16 protein-coding genes are annotated in these 15,312 nt (G+C 71.2%); 10 read left to right on the forward strand and 6 right to left on the reverse strand.

The genetic code is table 11. From position 1 onward, the window contains the following. Nucleotides 1–19 precede the first annotated feature (19 nt). On the forward strand, nucleotides 20–1,312 hold the full coding sequence (gene sbmA, locus N1F89_RS10885; protein WP_290084015.1) for a peptide antibiotic transporter SbmA: 1,293 nt from the start codon (nucleotides 20–22) through the stop codon (nucleotides 1,310–1,312). 19 nt (nucleotides 1,313–1,331) lie between these two features. On the opposite strand, the gene N1F89_RS10890 is transcribed toward sbmA, so the two are convergent. Together N1F89_RS10890 and N1F89_RS10895 are read right to left on the reverse strand one after the other, a co-directional pair. Then, the gene (locus N1F89_RS10890; RefSeq protein ID WP_290084017.1) at nucleotides 1,332–2,342 is read right to left on the reverse strand and encodes a polysaccharide deacetylase; all 1,011 of its coding nucleotides are present in this window, start codon (nucleotides 2,340–2,342) and stop codon (nucleotides 1,332–1,334) included. An 86-nt stretch (nucleotides 2,343–2,428) separates the two neighbouring features. After that, nucleotides 2,429–2,767 (reverse strand): TraR/DksA C4-type zinc finger protein, encoded by a 339-nt coding sequence (locus tag N1F89_RS10895; RefSeq protein WP_290084019.1) that lies wholly within the window; start codon nucleotides 2,765–2,767, stop codon nucleotides 2,429–2,431. A 74-nt stretch (nucleotides 2,768–2,841) separates the two neighbouring features. On the opposite strand from N1F89_RS10895, the gene N1F89_RS10900 reads away from it, so the two are divergent. The 9 genes from N1F89_RS10900 to N1F89_RS10940 all read left to right on the forward strand — a co-directional run bounded on the left by N1F89_RS10900 (nucleotide 2,842) and on the right by N1F89_RS10940 (nucleotide 9,893). Then, nucleotides 2,842–3,411, forward strand: a complete 570-nt coding sequence (locus N1F89_RS10900; protein ID WP_290084021.1) for an NnrU family protein — start codon at nucleotides 2,842–2,844, stop codon at nucleotides 3,409–3,411. A gap of 179 nt (nucleotides 3,412–3,590) precedes the next feature. Then, nucleotides 3,591–4,256: a tetratricopeptide repeat protein gene (locus N1F89_RS10905; protein WP_290084022.1), complete on the forward strand. Its 666-nt coding sequence runs from the start codon at nucleotides 3,591–3,593 to the stop codon at nucleotides 4,254–4,256. A 6-nt stretch (nucleotides 4,257–4,262) separates the two neighbouring features. Continuing rightward, nucleotides 4,263–5,693: a ribosome biogenesis GTPase Der gene (der, locus tag N1F89_RS10910; RefSeq protein WP_290084023.1), complete on the forward strand. Its 1,431-nt coding sequence runs from the start codon at nucleotides 4,263–4,265 to the stop codon at nucleotides 5,691–5,693. An 89-nt stretch (nucleotides 5,694–5,782) separates the two neighbouring features. Beyond that, complete coding sequence (locus N1F89_RS10915; protein ID WP_290084070.1) at nucleotides 5,783–6,964, forward strand: cell wall hydrolase; 1,182 nt, start codon at nucleotides 5,783–5,785, stop codon at nucleotides 6,962–6,964. A 308-nt stretch (nucleotides 6,965–7,272) separates the two neighbouring features. Further along, nucleotides 7,273–7,563, forward strand: a complete 291-nt coding sequence (locus N1F89_RS10920; protein WP_290084072.1) for an AtpZ/AtpI family protein — start codon at nucleotides 7,273–7,275, stop codon at nucleotides 7,561–7,563. Nucleotides 7,564–7,591: 28 nt separating this feature from the next. Then, the gene (locus tag N1F89_RS10925) at nucleotides 7,592–8,341 is read left to right on the forward strand and encodes a F0F1 ATP synthase subunit A (RefSeq protein WP_290084025.1); all 750 of its coding nucleotides are present in this window, start codon (nucleotides 7,592–7,594) and stop codon (nucleotides 8,339–8,341) included. A gap of 71 nt (nucleotides 8,342–8,412) precedes the next feature. Then, on the forward strand, nucleotides 8,413–8,637 hold the full coding sequence (locus N1F89_RS10930; protein ID WP_290084027.1) for a F0F1 ATP synthase subunit C: 225 nt from the start codon (nucleotides 8,413–8,415) through the stop codon (nucleotides 8,635–8,637). A gap of 68 nt (nucleotides 8,638–8,705) precedes the next feature. Continuing rightward, nucleotides 8,706–9,290: a F0F1 ATP synthase subunit B gene (locus N1F89_RS10935; protein ID WP_290084028.1), complete on the forward strand. Its 585-nt coding sequence runs from the start codon at nucleotides 8,706–8,708 to the stop codon at nucleotides 9,288–9,290. Between the two features lie 123 nt (nucleotides 9,291–9,413). Beyond that, on the forward strand, nucleotides 9,414–9,893 hold the full coding sequence (locus N1F89_RS10940; protein ID WP_290084030.1) for a F0F1 ATP synthase subunit B: 480 nt from the start codon (nucleotides 9,414–9,416) through the stop codon (nucleotides 9,891–9,893). 301 nt (nucleotides 9,894–10,194) lie between these two features. On the opposite strand, the gene N1F89_RS10945 is transcribed toward N1F89_RS10940, so the two are convergent. The 4 genes from N1F89_RS10945 to N1F89_RS10960 all read right to left on the reverse strand — a co-directional run bounded on the left by N1F89_RS10945 (nucleotide 10,195) and on the right by N1F89_RS10960 (nucleotide 15,312). Beyond that, on the reverse strand, nucleotides 10,195–10,845 hold the full coding sequence (locus tag N1F89_RS10945) for a ribonuclease HII (protein ID WP_290084032.1): 651 nt from the start codon (nucleotides 10,843–10,845) through the stop codon (nucleotides 10,195–10,197). A gap of 171 nt (nucleotides 10,846–11,016) precedes the next feature. Then, the gene (locus N1F89_RS10950) at nucleotides 11,017–12,171 is read right to left on the reverse strand and encodes a PA0069 family radical SAM protein (RefSeq protein ID WP_290084034.1); all 1,155 of its coding nucleotides are present in this window, start codon (nucleotides 12,169–12,171) and stop codon (nucleotides 11,017–11,019) included. A gap of 292 nt (nucleotides 12,172–12,463) precedes the next feature. Continuing rightward, nucleotides 12,464–14,830 (reverse strand): glycine--tRNA ligase subunit beta, encoded by a 2,367-nt coding sequence (gene glyS, locus N1F89_RS10955; protein ID WP_290084036.1) that lies wholly within the window; start codon nucleotides 14,828–14,830, stop codon nucleotides 12,464–12,466. A 98-nt stretch (nucleotides 14,831–14,928) separates the two neighbouring features. After that, on the reverse strand, nucleotides 14,929–15,312 hold the full coding sequence (locus N1F89_RS10960) for a VOC family protein (protein WP_290084037.1): 384 nt from the start codon (nucleotides 15,310–15,312) through the stop codon (nucleotides 14,929–14,931).

The raw sequence follows: 15,312 nt of genomic DNA on the forward strand, positions 1-15,312 counted from the left end.
CGAGAAGGGAAAACCGCCCGTGTTCGTATCGTTCTTTCCGCGGCCGAAGGCGTTCTTCGTGTCGTTTGCCCTCTGGTCGCTGTTCTGCGTGCTGTTCTGGTACCTGGCGGCCAAGGGCTGGGGGAGCACGCTGAGCCTCGGCGGCCTGGTCGGCTTCGGCTACCCGCCGGCGCCGGCGCCGGGCGCCGACGAGGCCGCCCAGGCGGTGTTCACGCAGGCGAGCGAGCGGGCGCTCGAGTTCTGGTTCTACCAGTATTTCATCGTCGTCATCGTCGCGTTCGTCGGCACCTGGATGCGCATCGCGCCGCATCGCTGGCAGCGCTGGTCGGTCGCCGGCTCGGCGCTGATCCTGTTCGTCAACTGGTTCCTCGTCCAGCTCGACGTGATGATCAACGAGTGGTTCGGCACCTTCTACGACATGGTGCAGCGCGCGCTCGGCGAGCCGGGCGCCGTGGCCGCGACGGACTATTACTGGCAGATCGTCAGCTTCCTGCAGATCGCGCTGGTCTACGTCTTCGTGGCCACGCTGTTCCGCTTCTTCGTCAGCCACTTCATCTTCCGCTGGCGCACGGCGATGAACGAGTACTACATGACGCGCTGGGAGAAGCTGCGCCACATCGAGGGCGCGGCGCAGCGCGTGCAGGAAGACACCATGCGCTTCGCCTCCATCAGCGAGAGCCTCGGCATCAACATGGTCGATTCGCTGATGACGCTGATCGCCTTCCTGCCGCTGCTGTGGGTGCTGTCGGCCAACGTCACCGAGCTGCCGATCATCGGCGAGGTCAGCCAGGGCCTGGTCTTCGTCGCCATCCTGTGGTCGGTGATCGGCACCGCGCTGGTCGCCGCAGCCGGCATCCGCCTGCCGGGGCTGGAGTTCCGCAACCAGCGCGTCGAGGCGGCCTACCGCAAGGAGCTGGTCTACGGCGAGGACCATGCCGAGCGGGCGCGGCCGCAGACCGTGCGCGAGCTCTACGACGACGTGCGGCGCAACTATTTCCGCCTCTACTTCAACTACCTCTATTTCAACGTGGTGCGCATCTTCTACCTGCAGATCGGCAATCTGGTGCCCTACATCGCGCTCGGCCCCACCATCGTGTCGGGCGCCATCACGCTCGGCGTCATGCAGCAGATCATCCGCGCCTTCACGCGGGTCGAGAACTCGTTCCAGTACCTGGTCAACTCGTGGACGACGATCATCGAGCTGATGTCGGTGCACAAGCGGCTGAAGGCGTTCGAGGCGGCGATCGAGGGCGAGTCGCTGCCGGAGATCGACCAGGTCTATCTCGCCAAGCGCGGCGCGCCGGCCGAGTGAGCGCCGGCGCGGCGGTGGCTCAGCCGCCGAGCGCGCCGTCGTCCTGCGGGGCGTCGCGCGTCAGCCCGAGATGCGCGGCGTGGCCGACGCAGCGCACCTCGGCCATGCCGCACACCTCGCCGGCGAAGCGCTTCAGCGCGCGCCAGTAGGCGCCGCCGTTCATCAGCGTGAAGTGGAAGCCGAGCTGCAGCGGCGGCCGCGCCCCCGCATAGGCGGCGTCGAACGCCTGGCGCATGGCGCGGTAGGCGCGCGCCTCGAAGGCCGCCGCCTCGTCTGGCCGCTCCTCGGCGCCGGAATGGCGCACATAAAGGTTGTAGTCCATCGCGATCAGCGGCCGCTGCTGCGGCCCTTCCGGCACCATCGGCAGCGCGTAGCGCCACAGCCCGTCGCCGGCCGTCGGCTCGGCCGGGCCGCGCGATACGGTGCTGGCGTCGTAGCGGTAGCCGGCCTCGGCCAGCGCGGCGAAGAGCGCCGGCCCGGTGGCCAGATAGGGCGCGCGGAAGCCGACGATCTCGTCGTCGGCGAAGCGGCGCCAGCCGGCCGGCTCGAAGGGGATGTCGTTGAGCGTCCAGGCCTCGGCAAGCACCGTCTCGAAGGCGCCGAGCTCGGCCGCCCATTCCGCGCCCGACCACGCGGCGCCGTCGAAATGGCCGCAGCCGTGGCTGGCGATCTCGTGCCCCTCCAGCCGCGCCGCCCAGATCTGGCGCAGCCGCTCCGCCACCTCCTCGCGCGACTGCGCGAAGCCGATGTTGGAGCGCCCGGCGCGCTGCCGCGGCCCGGCATAGCGCGCCGCCGTCTGCGGCGTCAGCAGGAAGGTGCAGGACAGGAAGTAGGTGAAGCGCGCGCCGCTCGCCCGCGCCAGCGCGCGGCTACGTTCCCACTGCGCGATCGGTCCGGCGCCGTCGAACGAGATCAGCACGTATTGCGGCGCGCGCCCGCCGTCCGCCGCATGCGCGCCGGCGGCGCCCGGCGTCAGGGCCAGCGCGAGCGCGGCGAGGCAGGAGGCGAGCGGGCGCGACGGCAGGATCATGGCGGCAGGTCCGGGCAGGAGGTTGGCGGGAGGAGCCGCCATAGGCGGCGATTGTGGCGGCGCGGCGGTGGAAATGCGGCAGCGGGTCAGCGCCGGCCGGCGCAGCGCACGCAGCGCTCGGCCATCGGATCGATCGCGAGCCGGCCGTCGGCGATCGGCGCGTCGCAGTCGACGCAGTGGCCGTAGTCGCCGGCCGCAAGCCGCCGCTCGGCCATCTCGATGCGGGTCAGGTCGCGCCGGCGCGCCCGCTCGGCCGCCTCGGCCATGGCGCGCTGCTGCATGGCGTCCATGCGCGACAGCCGGCCGATCGCCTGCTGGTCGAGCGCGTCCGGCCGGCGCGCCGCGGCCGAGGCCGCCGACAGCGCCTCGAGCTCGGCGCGTTTTGCCGCAAGCCGGCTTTTCGCTTTATCGGGATCGGCAGTCATGATTGAAGACTAGGCACGGCGCGCCCCGCCGGCAATCCGGCCGGTCGGCGCGCACTGCCATTCTGGGGGGCGTCATGCTGGTTCTCATCCTCGGTCTCGTGCTCTTTCTCGGCATCCATTCGGTGCGCATCGTCGCGCCGGCCTGGCGCGACCGCCAGGTGGCGAGGATGGGCGAGGCGACATGGAAAGGCATCTATGCCGTGGTCGCGCTGGTCGGCCTGGTGCTGATCGTGTGGGGCTACGACCGCGCCTGGCCGGCCGCGCCGGTGCTCTACGAGCCGCCGGTGTGGATGAAGCACGTCAACCTGCTTTTGATGTGGGTCGCCTTCGTCGTGCTGACGGCCTCGCAGATGCCGGCCGGCCGCATCCGCTCGGCGACCCGCCATCCGATGCTGCTGGCGGTCAAGATCTGGGCCTTTGGCCATCTGCTGGCCAATGGCGACCTCGCCGCGCTCGTGCTGTTCGGCGCCTTCCTCGCCTGGGCGGTGGTCGACCGCATCTCGATGAAGCGGCGCGGCGATTTCGGGCCGCCGCCGGGCCCCGTGGTGTGGGACGTCGCGGCGGTGCTCGTCGGCTCGGCCGCGTGGTGGCTGTTTGCCTGGCGGCTGCATCTGTGGCTGTTCGGCGTGCCGGTGATGGGATGACGGGCCCGATTCGGCGGGCCGCGCACGCGCCGACGCAGCTCGCCCCTTCCATGACCGCGAAAATCCGCTAAAACGCGGGCCACTCACGCTGTGCCGGTCGGGGACCGGCGGCACGCATTGCCGGCCTCGGGCCGGCGGCAGGCAAGGCCGGCCTCGGCGCCGGCGGGAACGGATCTTCCATGTCCGACGACAGTTTCATTCGCGAAGTCAACGAGGAGCTTCGCCAGGATCAGATGAAGGCGCTGTGGCGGCGCTACGGGGCGATCGCCATCGCGGTGGCGGTGGCGGTGGTGCTGGCGACGGCCGCCTATGTCGGCTACGAGTACTGGCGCGAGAGCCGGGCCAACGCCTCCGGCGACGCCTTCTCCGAGGCGCTCGAGCTGGCCGAGCAGGGCGCGACCGGCGAGGCGCTGGCCGCGCTCGAGACGCTCGAGGCGGAGGGCTTCGGCGCCTATCCGCTGCTGGCGCGCATGCGCGCGGCGACGGTGCTGGCCGCCGACGGCCAGGTCGAGGAGGCGGTCGCCGCCTTCGACGCGGTCGCCGGCGACGGCGCGATCGCCGATTCGATCCGCGACATGGCCCGCCTGCGCGCCGCGCTTCTGCTCGTCGACCACGGCTCCTATGCCGACGTCGCCGCCCGCGTCGAGACGCTGACCGGCGACGCCAACCCGCTGCGCCATTCCGCCCGCGAGGCGCTCGGGCTCGCCGCCTGGAAGGAAGGCCGCCGCGACGATGCGCTGGCGCTGTTCGAGCAGATCGCCGACGACCCGCGCGCGCCGGCCAATCTGCGCCGCCGCGCCGAGCTGATGAACGAGCTGATCGTCGGCTCCGGCCCGGCGGCGTAGGCCGCGATGGCGCTCACGGTCGCGATCGTCGGCCGGCCGAATGTCGGCAAGTCGACGCTGTTCAACCGGCTGGTCGGCCGCCGCCTGGCGATCGTCGACGACACGCCGGGCGTGACGCGCGACCGGCGCGTCCATCCCGCCCGGCTCGACGACCTGCGTTTTGACGTGATCGACACCGCCGGGCTGGAGGATGCCGCGGCCGCCGCGCTCGAGGGGCGCATGCGCAGCCAGACCGAGCGCGCCATCGCCGAGGCGGATCTGGTGCTGTTCCTGGTCGACGCGCGCGCCGGCCTGGTGCCCGACGACTTCACCTTCGCCGAATTGCTGCGCAAGTCCGGCCGGCCGGTCGTCCTGGTCGCCAACAAGACCGAGGCGCGCGGCGCGGCGATGGGCGCGCACGAGGCCTGGGAGCTCGGCCTCGGCGAGCCGGTCGCGGTGTCGGCCGAGCATGGCCAGGGCCTGGGCGAGCTGCGCGACGCCATGGTCGCCGCGCTCGAGGCGGCCGGGCTCGACGCGCTGGCGCTGTCCGGCAGCGCGGCGGCGCCGGGCGAGGAGCCGCTGATCGGCGAGGACATCGACCCGGACGCCGCCCCCGACCCGGCCGAGGCGGACCGGCCGCTGCGCGTGGCGATCGTCGGCCGGCCGAACGCCGGCAAGTCCACGCTGGTCAACGCGCTGCTCGGCGAGGAGCGCCTGCTCACCGGCCCGGAAGCCGGCATCACGCGCGATTCCATCTCGGTCGACTGGCAGTGGCGCGACCGCCGCGTCAAGCTGTTCGACACCGCCGGCATGCGCCGCAAGGCCAAGGTGCAGGAGAAGCTGGAGAAGCTGTCGGTCGCCGACGCGCTGCGCGCGGTGCGCTTCGCCGAGGTCGTCGTCATCCTGATCGACGCCGCCATCCCGTTCGAGAAGCAGGATCTGCAGATCGCCGATCTCGTGCTGCGCGAGGGCCGCGCGCCGGTGATCGCCTTCAACAAGTGGGACCTGGTCGACGAGCCGCAGGCGCGGCTGGCCGAGCTGCGCGAGGCGGCCGGGCGGCTGCTGCCGCAGGCGCGCGGCATCCGCGCCGTGCCGATCTCGGCCGAGACCGGCCGCGGCCTCGACCGGCTGATGCAGGCGATCGTCGCCACCCACGACCTGTGGAACACGCGCATCTCGACCGGCCGGCTGAACCGCTGGCTGGAGGGCGTCGTCGCCCACCACCCGCCGCCGGCCGTCGCCGGCCGCCGGCTCAAGGTCAAGTACATGACCCAGGTGAAGACGCGGCCGCCCGGCTTCGTGCTCGCCTGCTCGCGGCCCGAGGCGATGCCGCAGGCCTATGTGCGCTATCTCGTCAATGGCTTGCGCGAGACGTTCGGTCTGCTCGGCGTGCCGATCCGCGTCGCGCTGCGCACCTCCGACAACCCCTATGCCGGGCGCGCCCGCAAGCGCCGCTGAGGCCGCGCCCGTTAACCGGAAGTCAAGGTTAACCCTTCATGCTGCGGCTTCCTGTGGGGTTGAGTTGTCGCGTTCGGAGAGGGTTGGTGCTGCGTTCAAGCGTGAAGGGACTGCGCCGCTTGCAGTGCGCAAGCCGCGCGATCGCCGCGCCCGCGGTCGTCGGGCTGGGGCTTTGGATCGGGTTTCCCACCACCGCCGCCTATCAGGACATGGCGAGCCTGGTGTCGGGCGCCGAATCGGGCGCCGGCCGCTGGGCGGCCTTCCTGGAGCCGTCGGTCGCCGGCTCGGTGCACCAGGCCGAGATGCCCTTCGTCGACGGCGACCTGACCACCGGCGCGATCTCCGGCGCGGGGATGCGCGCCAACGGCATCGGCGCCGTCGCCTTCCGCAAGCGCACCGCCGATCCCGACCTGCCGCCGGACGAGGCGCGCGTCAACCGCGCCGACAAGAAGGGCCGGCTGGCCGAGACGCTGCCGGTCGCCCCGCCGCGGCTGTTCAACGCCGGCTCGATCTTCGAGCGCACCAGCTCGCTGCTCGCCGCGCCGCCCGACGGCAGCGCCGCCATGGCCTTCGTCGTGCCGAAGATCCAGGGCAAGGAGGTGCAGATCGCCTCCGCCTTCCATCTGCGCGCCAAGCCGCAGGACCGCTTCGACCTGCCGCCGATGATCGCCCGGCTGGTGACCAACGACCGGCCCGACGTCCTGGCCACCGCCTATGCGCCGGCCGAGCCCGACTATGCCGAGGCCTCGCCCTTCGCCAGCCTGCTCGCGAACGAGGACGAGCAGGCCGGCCGCTTCATTCCGCCGGTCGATCGCGGCGACCACGCCTGGGCGCGCCGGCCGCTGCCGGCCTCGGTGTTCTCCGCCCGCGAGCAGCAGTGCCTGGCCGCCGGCATCTATTTCGAGGCGCGCGGCGAGCCGGTCGAGGGCCAGGCGGCCGTCGCGCAGGTGATCCTCAACCGTGTGCGCAACCCCGCCTATCCCGGGTCGATCTGCGGCGTGGTCTATCAGAACAAGAGCTGGCGCAACCGCTGCCAGTTCTCCTTCGCCTGCGACGGCATCCGCGATCGCGTGCTCAGCCCGCGCAGCTACGAGACCGCCGAGACGGTCGGCCTGGCGGTGACGGCCGGCAAGATCTGGATCGAGGAGGTCGGCTCCTCGACCCACTACCACGCCACCTATGTCAATCCGCGCTGGGCGCGCGCCATGCAGCGCATGCAGCGCATCGGCCAGCACATCTTCTACCGCACGCGCGGCGGCGGCTGGAACTGAAGCGCGGGGGAATCGCCGCCGGGCACCGCGCGGCCGCCGGCGGGCGCATTGTCGCACCCGGCTAAGCAGTTGAAAAACAAGGTTTTCCTTTGCGGGAACAGGGTCTCGCGCGCGGCTTGACTGGCGCGAGGCCCCTCTCTATGTTGCGCCCGACTTCGACGCGGGCGGCCGCCGGCCGGCCTTGCGGGGCATGGAGGTTGCGGGTGGCCACGGACAAACGACCGGACGGCCCCGACGCTGCCGGAAGCGGGGCGCAAGACGGCGGCCCGGATGCCCTCGACCAGAGGCGGCGCGCGCTCGAGGCGGCACTGGCTGCGAAGCGGCCGGAGACGGGGCAGGGGGCAGAGGCGTCCAGGTCCGGCGGCATGACGGGGTTCGGCAACGCGCTGCGTCTGTCGAGCGAGTTCATCGCCGGCATCGCCGTGGGCGCAGCGCTCGGCTGGTTCGTCGACCGGTTTGCGGGAACGTCGCCCTGGGGGCTGATCGTGTTCCTGCTTCTGGGCTTTGCGGCAGGGGTTTTGAACGTCCTGCGCTCGGCAGGACTGGTAGCGGAAAACGGGCTGCGTCGCGACGGCGGCGGCGGCCGTCAGGGCGAATAGCGGCACGGCCGCGAGCGAGGGGGTCCCGGTGGCCACAGATCCGATCCACCAGTTTCAGATTTCGCGCTGGATTCCGATCGAGGTCGGCGGCCTCGATTTCTCCTTCACCAATTCCGCCGCCTTCATGGTCGCCACGGTCGTCGGCGCCGGCGCCTTCCTGCTGCTGACCACCTCGAGCCGCGGCCTGGTTCCCGGCCGGATGCAGTCGGTCTCGGAGATGAGCTACGAGTTCGTCGCCTCGATGCTGCGCGATGCGGCGGGCACGCAAGGCATGCGCTTCTTCCCGCTGGTCTTCTCGCTGTTCATGTTCATCCTGACGGCGAATCTGATCGGCATGTTCCCGTATTTCTTCACGGTGACCAGCCACATCATCGTCACCTTCGCGCTCGCCATGCTGGTGATCGGCACGGTGATCGTCTACGGCTTCATGAAGAACGGTTTCGGCTTCCTCAAGCTGTTCGTGCCCGAAGGGGTGCCGGGCGTGCTGGTGCCGCTCGTCGTTCTCATCGAGATCGTCTCCTTCCTGTCGCGGCCGATCAGCCTGTCGGTGCGTTTGTTCGCCAACATGCTGGCCGGTCACATCACGCTGAAGGTGTTCGCCGGCTTCGTCACCACCATGGGCGCGATGGGCGCGGTCGGCGTCGCCGGGGCGATCCTGCCGCTGCTGATGACCATCGCCATCACCGCTCTCGAGTTCCTCGTGGCCTTCCTGCAGGCCTATGTGTTCGCCGTTCTGACCTGCATGTATCTGAACGACGCCCTGCATCCGAGCCACTAGGAAAGCCTCACCGGCGGGTCTCCCGCCACGTTCTTGAAAACGCCACCACCCGATCGACAAGGAGTTTCGACATGGAAGCAGAAGCAGCAAGGGCCATCGGCGCGGGCATCGCCTGCCTCGGCATGGGCGGCGCGGGCATCGGTCTCGGCCAGATCTTCGGCAACTACCTGGCCGGCGCGCTGCGCAATCCCTCGGCCGCCGACGGCCAGTTCGGCCGCCTCATCTTCGGCTTCGCCGTGACCGAGGCGCTCGGCATCTTCTCGCTGCTCATCGCGCTGCTGCTTCTGTTCACGTAAGCCGCACGCTGAAGGCTCCCGGAACGGCCGCCCTCCGCGCGGCCGTCATCCGCTGACAGGACACGCACATGTTTGTGGCATCCGCATATGCGGCACCGGAGGAGGAGGGCGCCTCCGGCGAGCTGAACACCGAGACCGGCATCGCGGTGGAGGGCACGGAGGAAGGCGGCTTTCCGCCCTTCGATTCGGCGACCTTCCCCTCGCAGCTCCTGTGGCTGGCGATCACCTTCGGGCTGTTCTACCTGTTCATCAAGCGGGTCGCGATTCCGCGCATCGGCGGGATCCTCGAGGTGCGGCGCGACCGCATCGCGCAGGATCTCGACCAGGCCGCCCGCATGAAGGACGACGCCGACGCGGCGGTCGCCGCCTACGAGCAGGAGCTCGCCGACGCACGCAAGAAGGCCGGCACGATCGGCCAGGAGGCGCGCGACAACGCCAAGGCCGAGGCCGACGCGGAGCGCCGCAAGGTCGAGGCCGAGCTCGACGGCAAGCTGGCCGAGGCCGAGGAGCGCATCGCCGCCATCAAGGCTTCGGCGATGGCCGACGTCGGCAGCATCGCCGAGGAGACGGCCGGTCTCATCGTGCAGGAGCTGATCGGCGGCCGCGTCGACAAGGCCGCGGTGGCCGGCGCCGTCAAGTCGGCGCAGCGCTAGGCCATGGCGCCGGACGGCGCGACGCGGGTCGCGCACGACGCCATGGACCGTCTGATTGAACTTGCCGCGGCGACGCGGCGCCAGGCCAGCGGGCCTGGTGGAAACGGGCTCTAGGAGAGCGACATGGACGCCACTTTCTGGGCTCTCGTCAGCCTGATCCTGTTCCTGGCCCTGCTCGTCTACCTCAAGGTGCCGGGCATGGTGAACGGTGCGCTCGACAAGCGCGCCGATCGCATCCGCAACGAGCTCGACGAGGCGCGCAAGCTGCGCGAGGACGCGCAGCAGCTTCTCGCCGAGTATCAGCGCAAGCGCCAGGAAGCGGAGAAGGAAGCCGGCGAGATCGTCGAGGCGGCCCGGCGCGAGGCCTCGCAGATCCTCGCCGACGCCAAGCAGAAGACGCAGGACTACGTCACCCGGCGCACCGCGCTGGCCGAGAACAAGATCGCCCAGGCCGAGCGCGAGGCGGTGGCCGAGGTGCGCGCGCGCGCCGTCGACATCGCGGTGGAGGCGGCCCGCTCGCTGATCGGCGACAAGGTCGACGCCACCACGCGCGGCAAGCTGTTCAAGGAGTCCGTCGAGGCGGTCAAGGCGCGCATGAACTGACGCGCCGCCCCGGCACGACATTGCAAAAGCCGCCGGCGGGCGACCGCCGGCGGTTTTTCTTTGCCTGCGACCTATAGCGTTTCCAGGCGAAGTGGAAGCCGGTTCGCCGTCGGCAAACGCGACGAAACAACAAGTTGAAGCGTTTCCAGGCGAAGTGGAAGCCGGTTCGCCGTCCGGAAACGCGTCGAAACAACAAGTTGGAGCGTTTCCAGGCGACGTGGAAGCCGGTTCGCCGTCGGCAAACGCACTGCGGCCGCGCCTGCCGCACCCGAAGAAAACGCTTGATGAACGTGACGGTATCTCACAGCTTGAGCGGCGCGAAGCTCATGCGGTGCAGCCGGGTCACCGGACCGTGCGCGGCGATCGCGGCGCGATGGCGCTCGGTGGCGTAGCCGACATGCGTCTCGAAGCCGTAGTGCGGATTGACGCCGGCCGAGCGGCGCATCATGCGGTCGCGCATCACCTTGGCCACCACCGAGGCGGCGGCGATCGACAGCGAGCGCTGGTCGCCCTTGACCACCGCGCGCGCCGGGCAGGGCAGGCCGGGCGGCACGTCGCAGCCGTCGGCCAGCGCGTAGCGCGGCGCCGTGCACAGGCCGGCGAGCGCCCGGCGCATCGCCTCGAGGCTCGCCTTGCGGATATCGGAACGGTCGATCGAGCCGGCGCAGACCGAGGCGACCGACACGCAGGAGGCGGCCTCGAAGATCGCCGCGAACAGCCGTTCGCGCGCCGCCGCGTCGAGGCGCTTGGAATCGTCGATGCCGTCGGGAACGCGCGCGGGGTCGAGGATCACGGCGGCGGCCACCACCGGGCCGGCGAGCGGCCCGCGGCCGGCCTCGTCGAGGCCGGCGACCGGCGCATGCCCGTCGCGCATCACCGCCCGCTCGAGCGAGAGGTCGGGGCGGATCGGCAGATCGAAGAGAGGCGGAGAATCGGTGCGCCGGCGAGCCATCGTGCGGCAATGCTCGCACCGCGCCCGATTCTCCGCAAGCCCTTCCCGGCCATCGAGGGGGCGGCGGCCGGGAAGGAAATCCGTCGGCTGTGGACGAGGGGGACGGGTCCGACGGAAAGACAGGGACCGCCGCGCCGGCGGCCCGAAAGAACGTGGCGTGCCGCGCTGCGGCTAGATCAGCACGAGCTGCTCGCCCTGGCGATGCGGCGGCTTGAACAGGTCGGTGCGCAGCGTCCGCTTCTCGCGGTTGAGCCCGTAGCGGCGCGCGGCGATCTCGAAGCGGCGCCCGATCTGCCAGGCATAGGGACCGCTGCCCTTCATGCGCCGGCCCCATTCGGCGTCGTAGTCCTTGCCGCCGCGCATCGAGCGCACCAGCGACATGACGTGCCGGAAGCGGTCCGGGTAGTGGCGCAGCAGCCAGTCCTTGAACACCGGGCTGACCTCGAGCGGCAGGCGCAGGATGATGTAGCCCGCCTCGCGCGCGCCGAAGGCGGCGGCCGAATCGAGGATGCGCTCGATCTCGTGGTCGTTGAGCCCGGGGATCACCGGCCCGATCATCACCGACACCGGAACGCCGGCCTCGCTCAGCGTGCGCATCGCCTCCAGCCGGCGCGCCGGCGTCGCCGCGCGCGGCTCCATGGTGCGCGCCAGCTTGCGGTCGAGCGTGGTCACCGACAGCGCCACCTTGGCCAGGCCCTTGCCGGCCATGCGCGCCAGGATGTCGACGTCGCGGGTGACCAGCGCCGACTTGGTGACGATGCCGACGGGATGGTCGTGCGCCTCCAGCACCTCGAGCACCTCGCGCATGATGCGCCACTGCCGCTCGACCGGCTGGTAGGGGTCGGTGTTGGTGCCGATGGCGATGGTGCGCGGCTCGTAGCCCTTCTTGCCCAGCTCGCGTTCGAGCAGCCTGGCGGCGTCCGGCTTGGCGAACAGCCGCGCTTCGAAGTCGAGGCCGGGCGACAGGCCCATATAGGCGTGGCTCGGCCGCGCGAAGCAGTAGACGCAGCCGTGCTCGCAGCCGCGATAGGGGTTGATCGAGCGGTCGAAGGAGATGTCGGGCGACTGGTTGCGCGTGATGATGTTGCGCGGCCGCTCCACCTGCACCTCGGTCTTGAAGGGCGGCAGCTCCTCCAGCGAGTTCCAGCCGTCGTCGAAGACGTGCCGGGTGAGCGGCTCGTAGCGGCCGCTGGGATTGATGCCGGCGGACCGCCCGCGCCGCCGCTCGCCGCCGACGCGAATGCCGCTCTCCTCGATGATGGCATTGGCCATGTCGGGCCCTCCGCCTGTGAAGGCGGCAATGTCGGCGCGACCGATCTGTTCCATCCTGCGCTCTCCCGCGGCGGCCGGGCCGCCCTGCTGACGCGTTGTCTCGATGAATCTATTCCTATCGCCGAGAACGGAACAAAGCAAGAACTTTTTGCCGAACGCGCCGCGCTGCCGTCTTGCGGCCGGCGGGCGGCCGATGACGCGCCAGCAGGCCCGGCCCGGCTCCCGCGCTTGCGCGCGGTCGGCCAGGATCGCAGAGGATAGCGATGTGAGGCGCTGGTGACGGGGTTCGGGTGGCCGCCGGACGACGTGTGCAGCGGGCCGTCGCCGGCCGCGCCGGCGCGGTGCCTCAGCCGGCGATGCGCGAGAAGTCGGCCACCCGGCCGGTCGCCGAGCGGATGCGCGCCAGCAGCGCCAGCCGGTTGCCGCGCACGGCCGCATCGTCGGCGTTGACCAGCACGGCGTCGAAGAAGGCGTCGATCGGCTGGCGCAGCGCGGCGAGGAAGCCGAGCGCCCTTTCGAAATCCTCCGCCGCGATCGCCTCGCCCGCGAAGTGCTCCGCCTCCTCCAGGCTGTCGTGCAGCGCCCGCTCCTCGTCGCTGGCAAACAGCGCCGGGTCGACGCGGCCGGCGACCGCCGTGCCCTTCTTCTCCTCGGCCGCCAGGATGTTGGCCGCCCGCTTGGTGCCGGCGAGCAGGTTCTGCCCGTCGGGGCTGTCGAGCAGCGCGCCGAGCGCCTCGACGCGGCGCACGATCATCAGCAGGTCGTCATTGGCCGTCGCGGCGCCGCCGGCCTCGCCGCTCGCCAGAACCGCGTCGATCAGGTCGTGGCGCGCGCCGCGGTCGCGCAGATAGACCTTGAGGCGGTCGTGGAAGAAGGCGAGCAGGTCGGCCTCGCGCTGCGCCAGCGTTTCGGCGATCTCCGGCGCGCGGTCGCGGATCTCCGTCTCCACGCTCTCGCCGATCTCATCGAGCACGGCGGCCAGGTTGGCCGGCCGGAGCGCCGTGCCGAGCCGCTGCACGGTGTCGAACAGGTCGTGGATCGAGGCGTCGAAGGTCTGCCGCGCATGCTCCAGCCAGGTGCGGTGCCAGGCGTCGAGCAGCGCCAGCCGCACGCCGTTCTCCACCACGATGCGGATGACGCCGAGCGCGGCGCGGCGCAGCGCATAGGGGTCCTTCGAGCCGGTCGGCTTCTCGTCGATCGCCCAGAAGCCGGTCAGCATGTCGAGCTTGTCGGCGAGCGCCACGGCAACCGACACCGGCTCGTCCGGCACCCGGTCGGACGGTCCGAGCGGCCGGTAATGCGCCTCGATCGCCGCGGCCACGCGTGCGTCCTCGCCCTGCAGCGCGGCGTATTTGCGGCCCATGGCGCCCTGCAGCTCGGGAAACTCGCCGACCACCTCGGTCTGCAGGTCGGCCTTGGCGAGCACGGCGGCGCGGCGCGCGCGTGCGGCGTCGGCGCCGACCGCCGGCGCCAGCGCTTCGGCCAGCCGCGCGATGCGCGCCACCCGCGCGCCCTGCGTGCCGAGCCTGGCGTGGAAGGTGACGTTCAGATGCGCGAGCCGCGCCATGCGCTGGTCGAGCGGCTTCGACAGGTCGAGGTCGAAGCGGGCGGCGGCCTGCGTCAGCCGGTCGAGATCGGGCAGGTCGGCCTGGTCGGTGGTCCAGAAGTGCACGGCGTCCGACAGCCGCGCGCGCACCACCCGGCCGTTGCCCTGGGCGATCTCGGCGCCGCCGTCGCGCGCCTCGACATTGGCGGTGATGACGAAGCGGTTGGACAGCCGCTCCGCCTCGCCGCGCGGCCGCGTGACGAAGCACTTCTGGTTGGCGCGGATGGTCAGCCGCACCACCTCCGGCGGAATGTCGAGGAAGGCCTCCTCGAAACTGCCCATCAGCACGACCGGCCATTCCACGAGGCCGGCCACCTCCTCGACCAGCGCCTCGTCCTCGACCAGCTCGAGGCCGGCGGCGAAGGCGAGGTTGCGCGCGTCGTCGAGGATGATGCGCTTGCGCCGCTCGGCGTCGACGATGACGCGCGCGGCCTCCAGCTTCGCGACATAGTCGTCGAAGCGGCGCACGGTGATCGCCTCCGGCGCGTGGAAGCGGTGGCCGTAGGTGACGTTGCCCGCGCGCACGCCGTCGACGGCGAAGTCGACCACCGTCGGCTCCTCGGTCTCCGGCCCGAAGGTGCACAGGATCGACTGCAGCGGCCTGACCCAGCGCAGGCTCTCGCTGCCGCGCGCCTCCTCGCCGTAGAACGGCGTGCCCTTCGGCGCCGAGGCGCGGCCCCAGCGCATCGACTTCGGCCAGGGGAAGGCGCGGATGATGCCGGGCATCATCTCGGCGACGATCTCATCGGCCGGGCGGCCCGGCCGCTCGATCACCGCGACGTAGAAGGCGCCCTTCTTGGGGTCGGTGCGCACCTCCAGCGCCTCGGTGGAGGTCAGCCCCGCCTTGCGCAGGAAGCCGTTGACCGCCTGCTCGGGCGCCTTGACCGGCGGTCCCTTGATTTCCTCGCGCACGTCCTTCGAGCGCGCGGTGACGCCGCGCACGTCGAGCACCAGCCGGCGCGGCGTCCAGTGCTCGCGCGCGCCCTCGTAGGTCAGGCCCGCCTCGACCAGGCCGCCGGTGACCATCGCCTTCAGGTCGCCGGCCGCCTTGCGCTGCATGCGCGCGGGGATTTCTTCGGATCGCAGTTCGAGAAGCAGGTCGGGCATCGGGTCGCCGGGATGAGAACGAAGGGAAGGCCGCGCAGGCCTTACCAAAGGCGGCGCGCGCTGTCATCCCGCAGCGCGGTGCGGCGGCGGGCGCGGCGTCAGTCGACCGGCGCCGGCGTCATCCAGCCGATCATCGCGCCGCCCGGCTCGCGGATCATCGCGATGCGGCCGACGCCCGGCACGTCCCATGGCGGCCGCACGATCGTGCCGCCGGCGGTCTGTGCCTTGTCGACGGCGGCGTCGATGTCGTCGACGGCGAGATAGGGCAGCCAGTGCTCCGGCACGCCCTCGAAATCCGGGCCGCTCATCGTGAAGATGCCGCCGACCGGCGCGTCGCCGCGCTTGGCCACCCAGTAGGTCTGGCCGCCGTCCATCGCCATAGCCTCGAACGTCCAGCCGATCGACTGACCGTAGAAGTCCTTCACGCGCTCGGCGTCGCGCGTCATCAGCTCGTTCCAGTAGAAATGCCCGTGCTCGGCCAT

The organism is Aquibium sp. A9E412 (assembly GCF_030398335.1).
GTDB lineage: Bacteria > Pseudomonadota > Alphaproteobacteria > Rhizobiales > Rhizobiaceae > A9E412.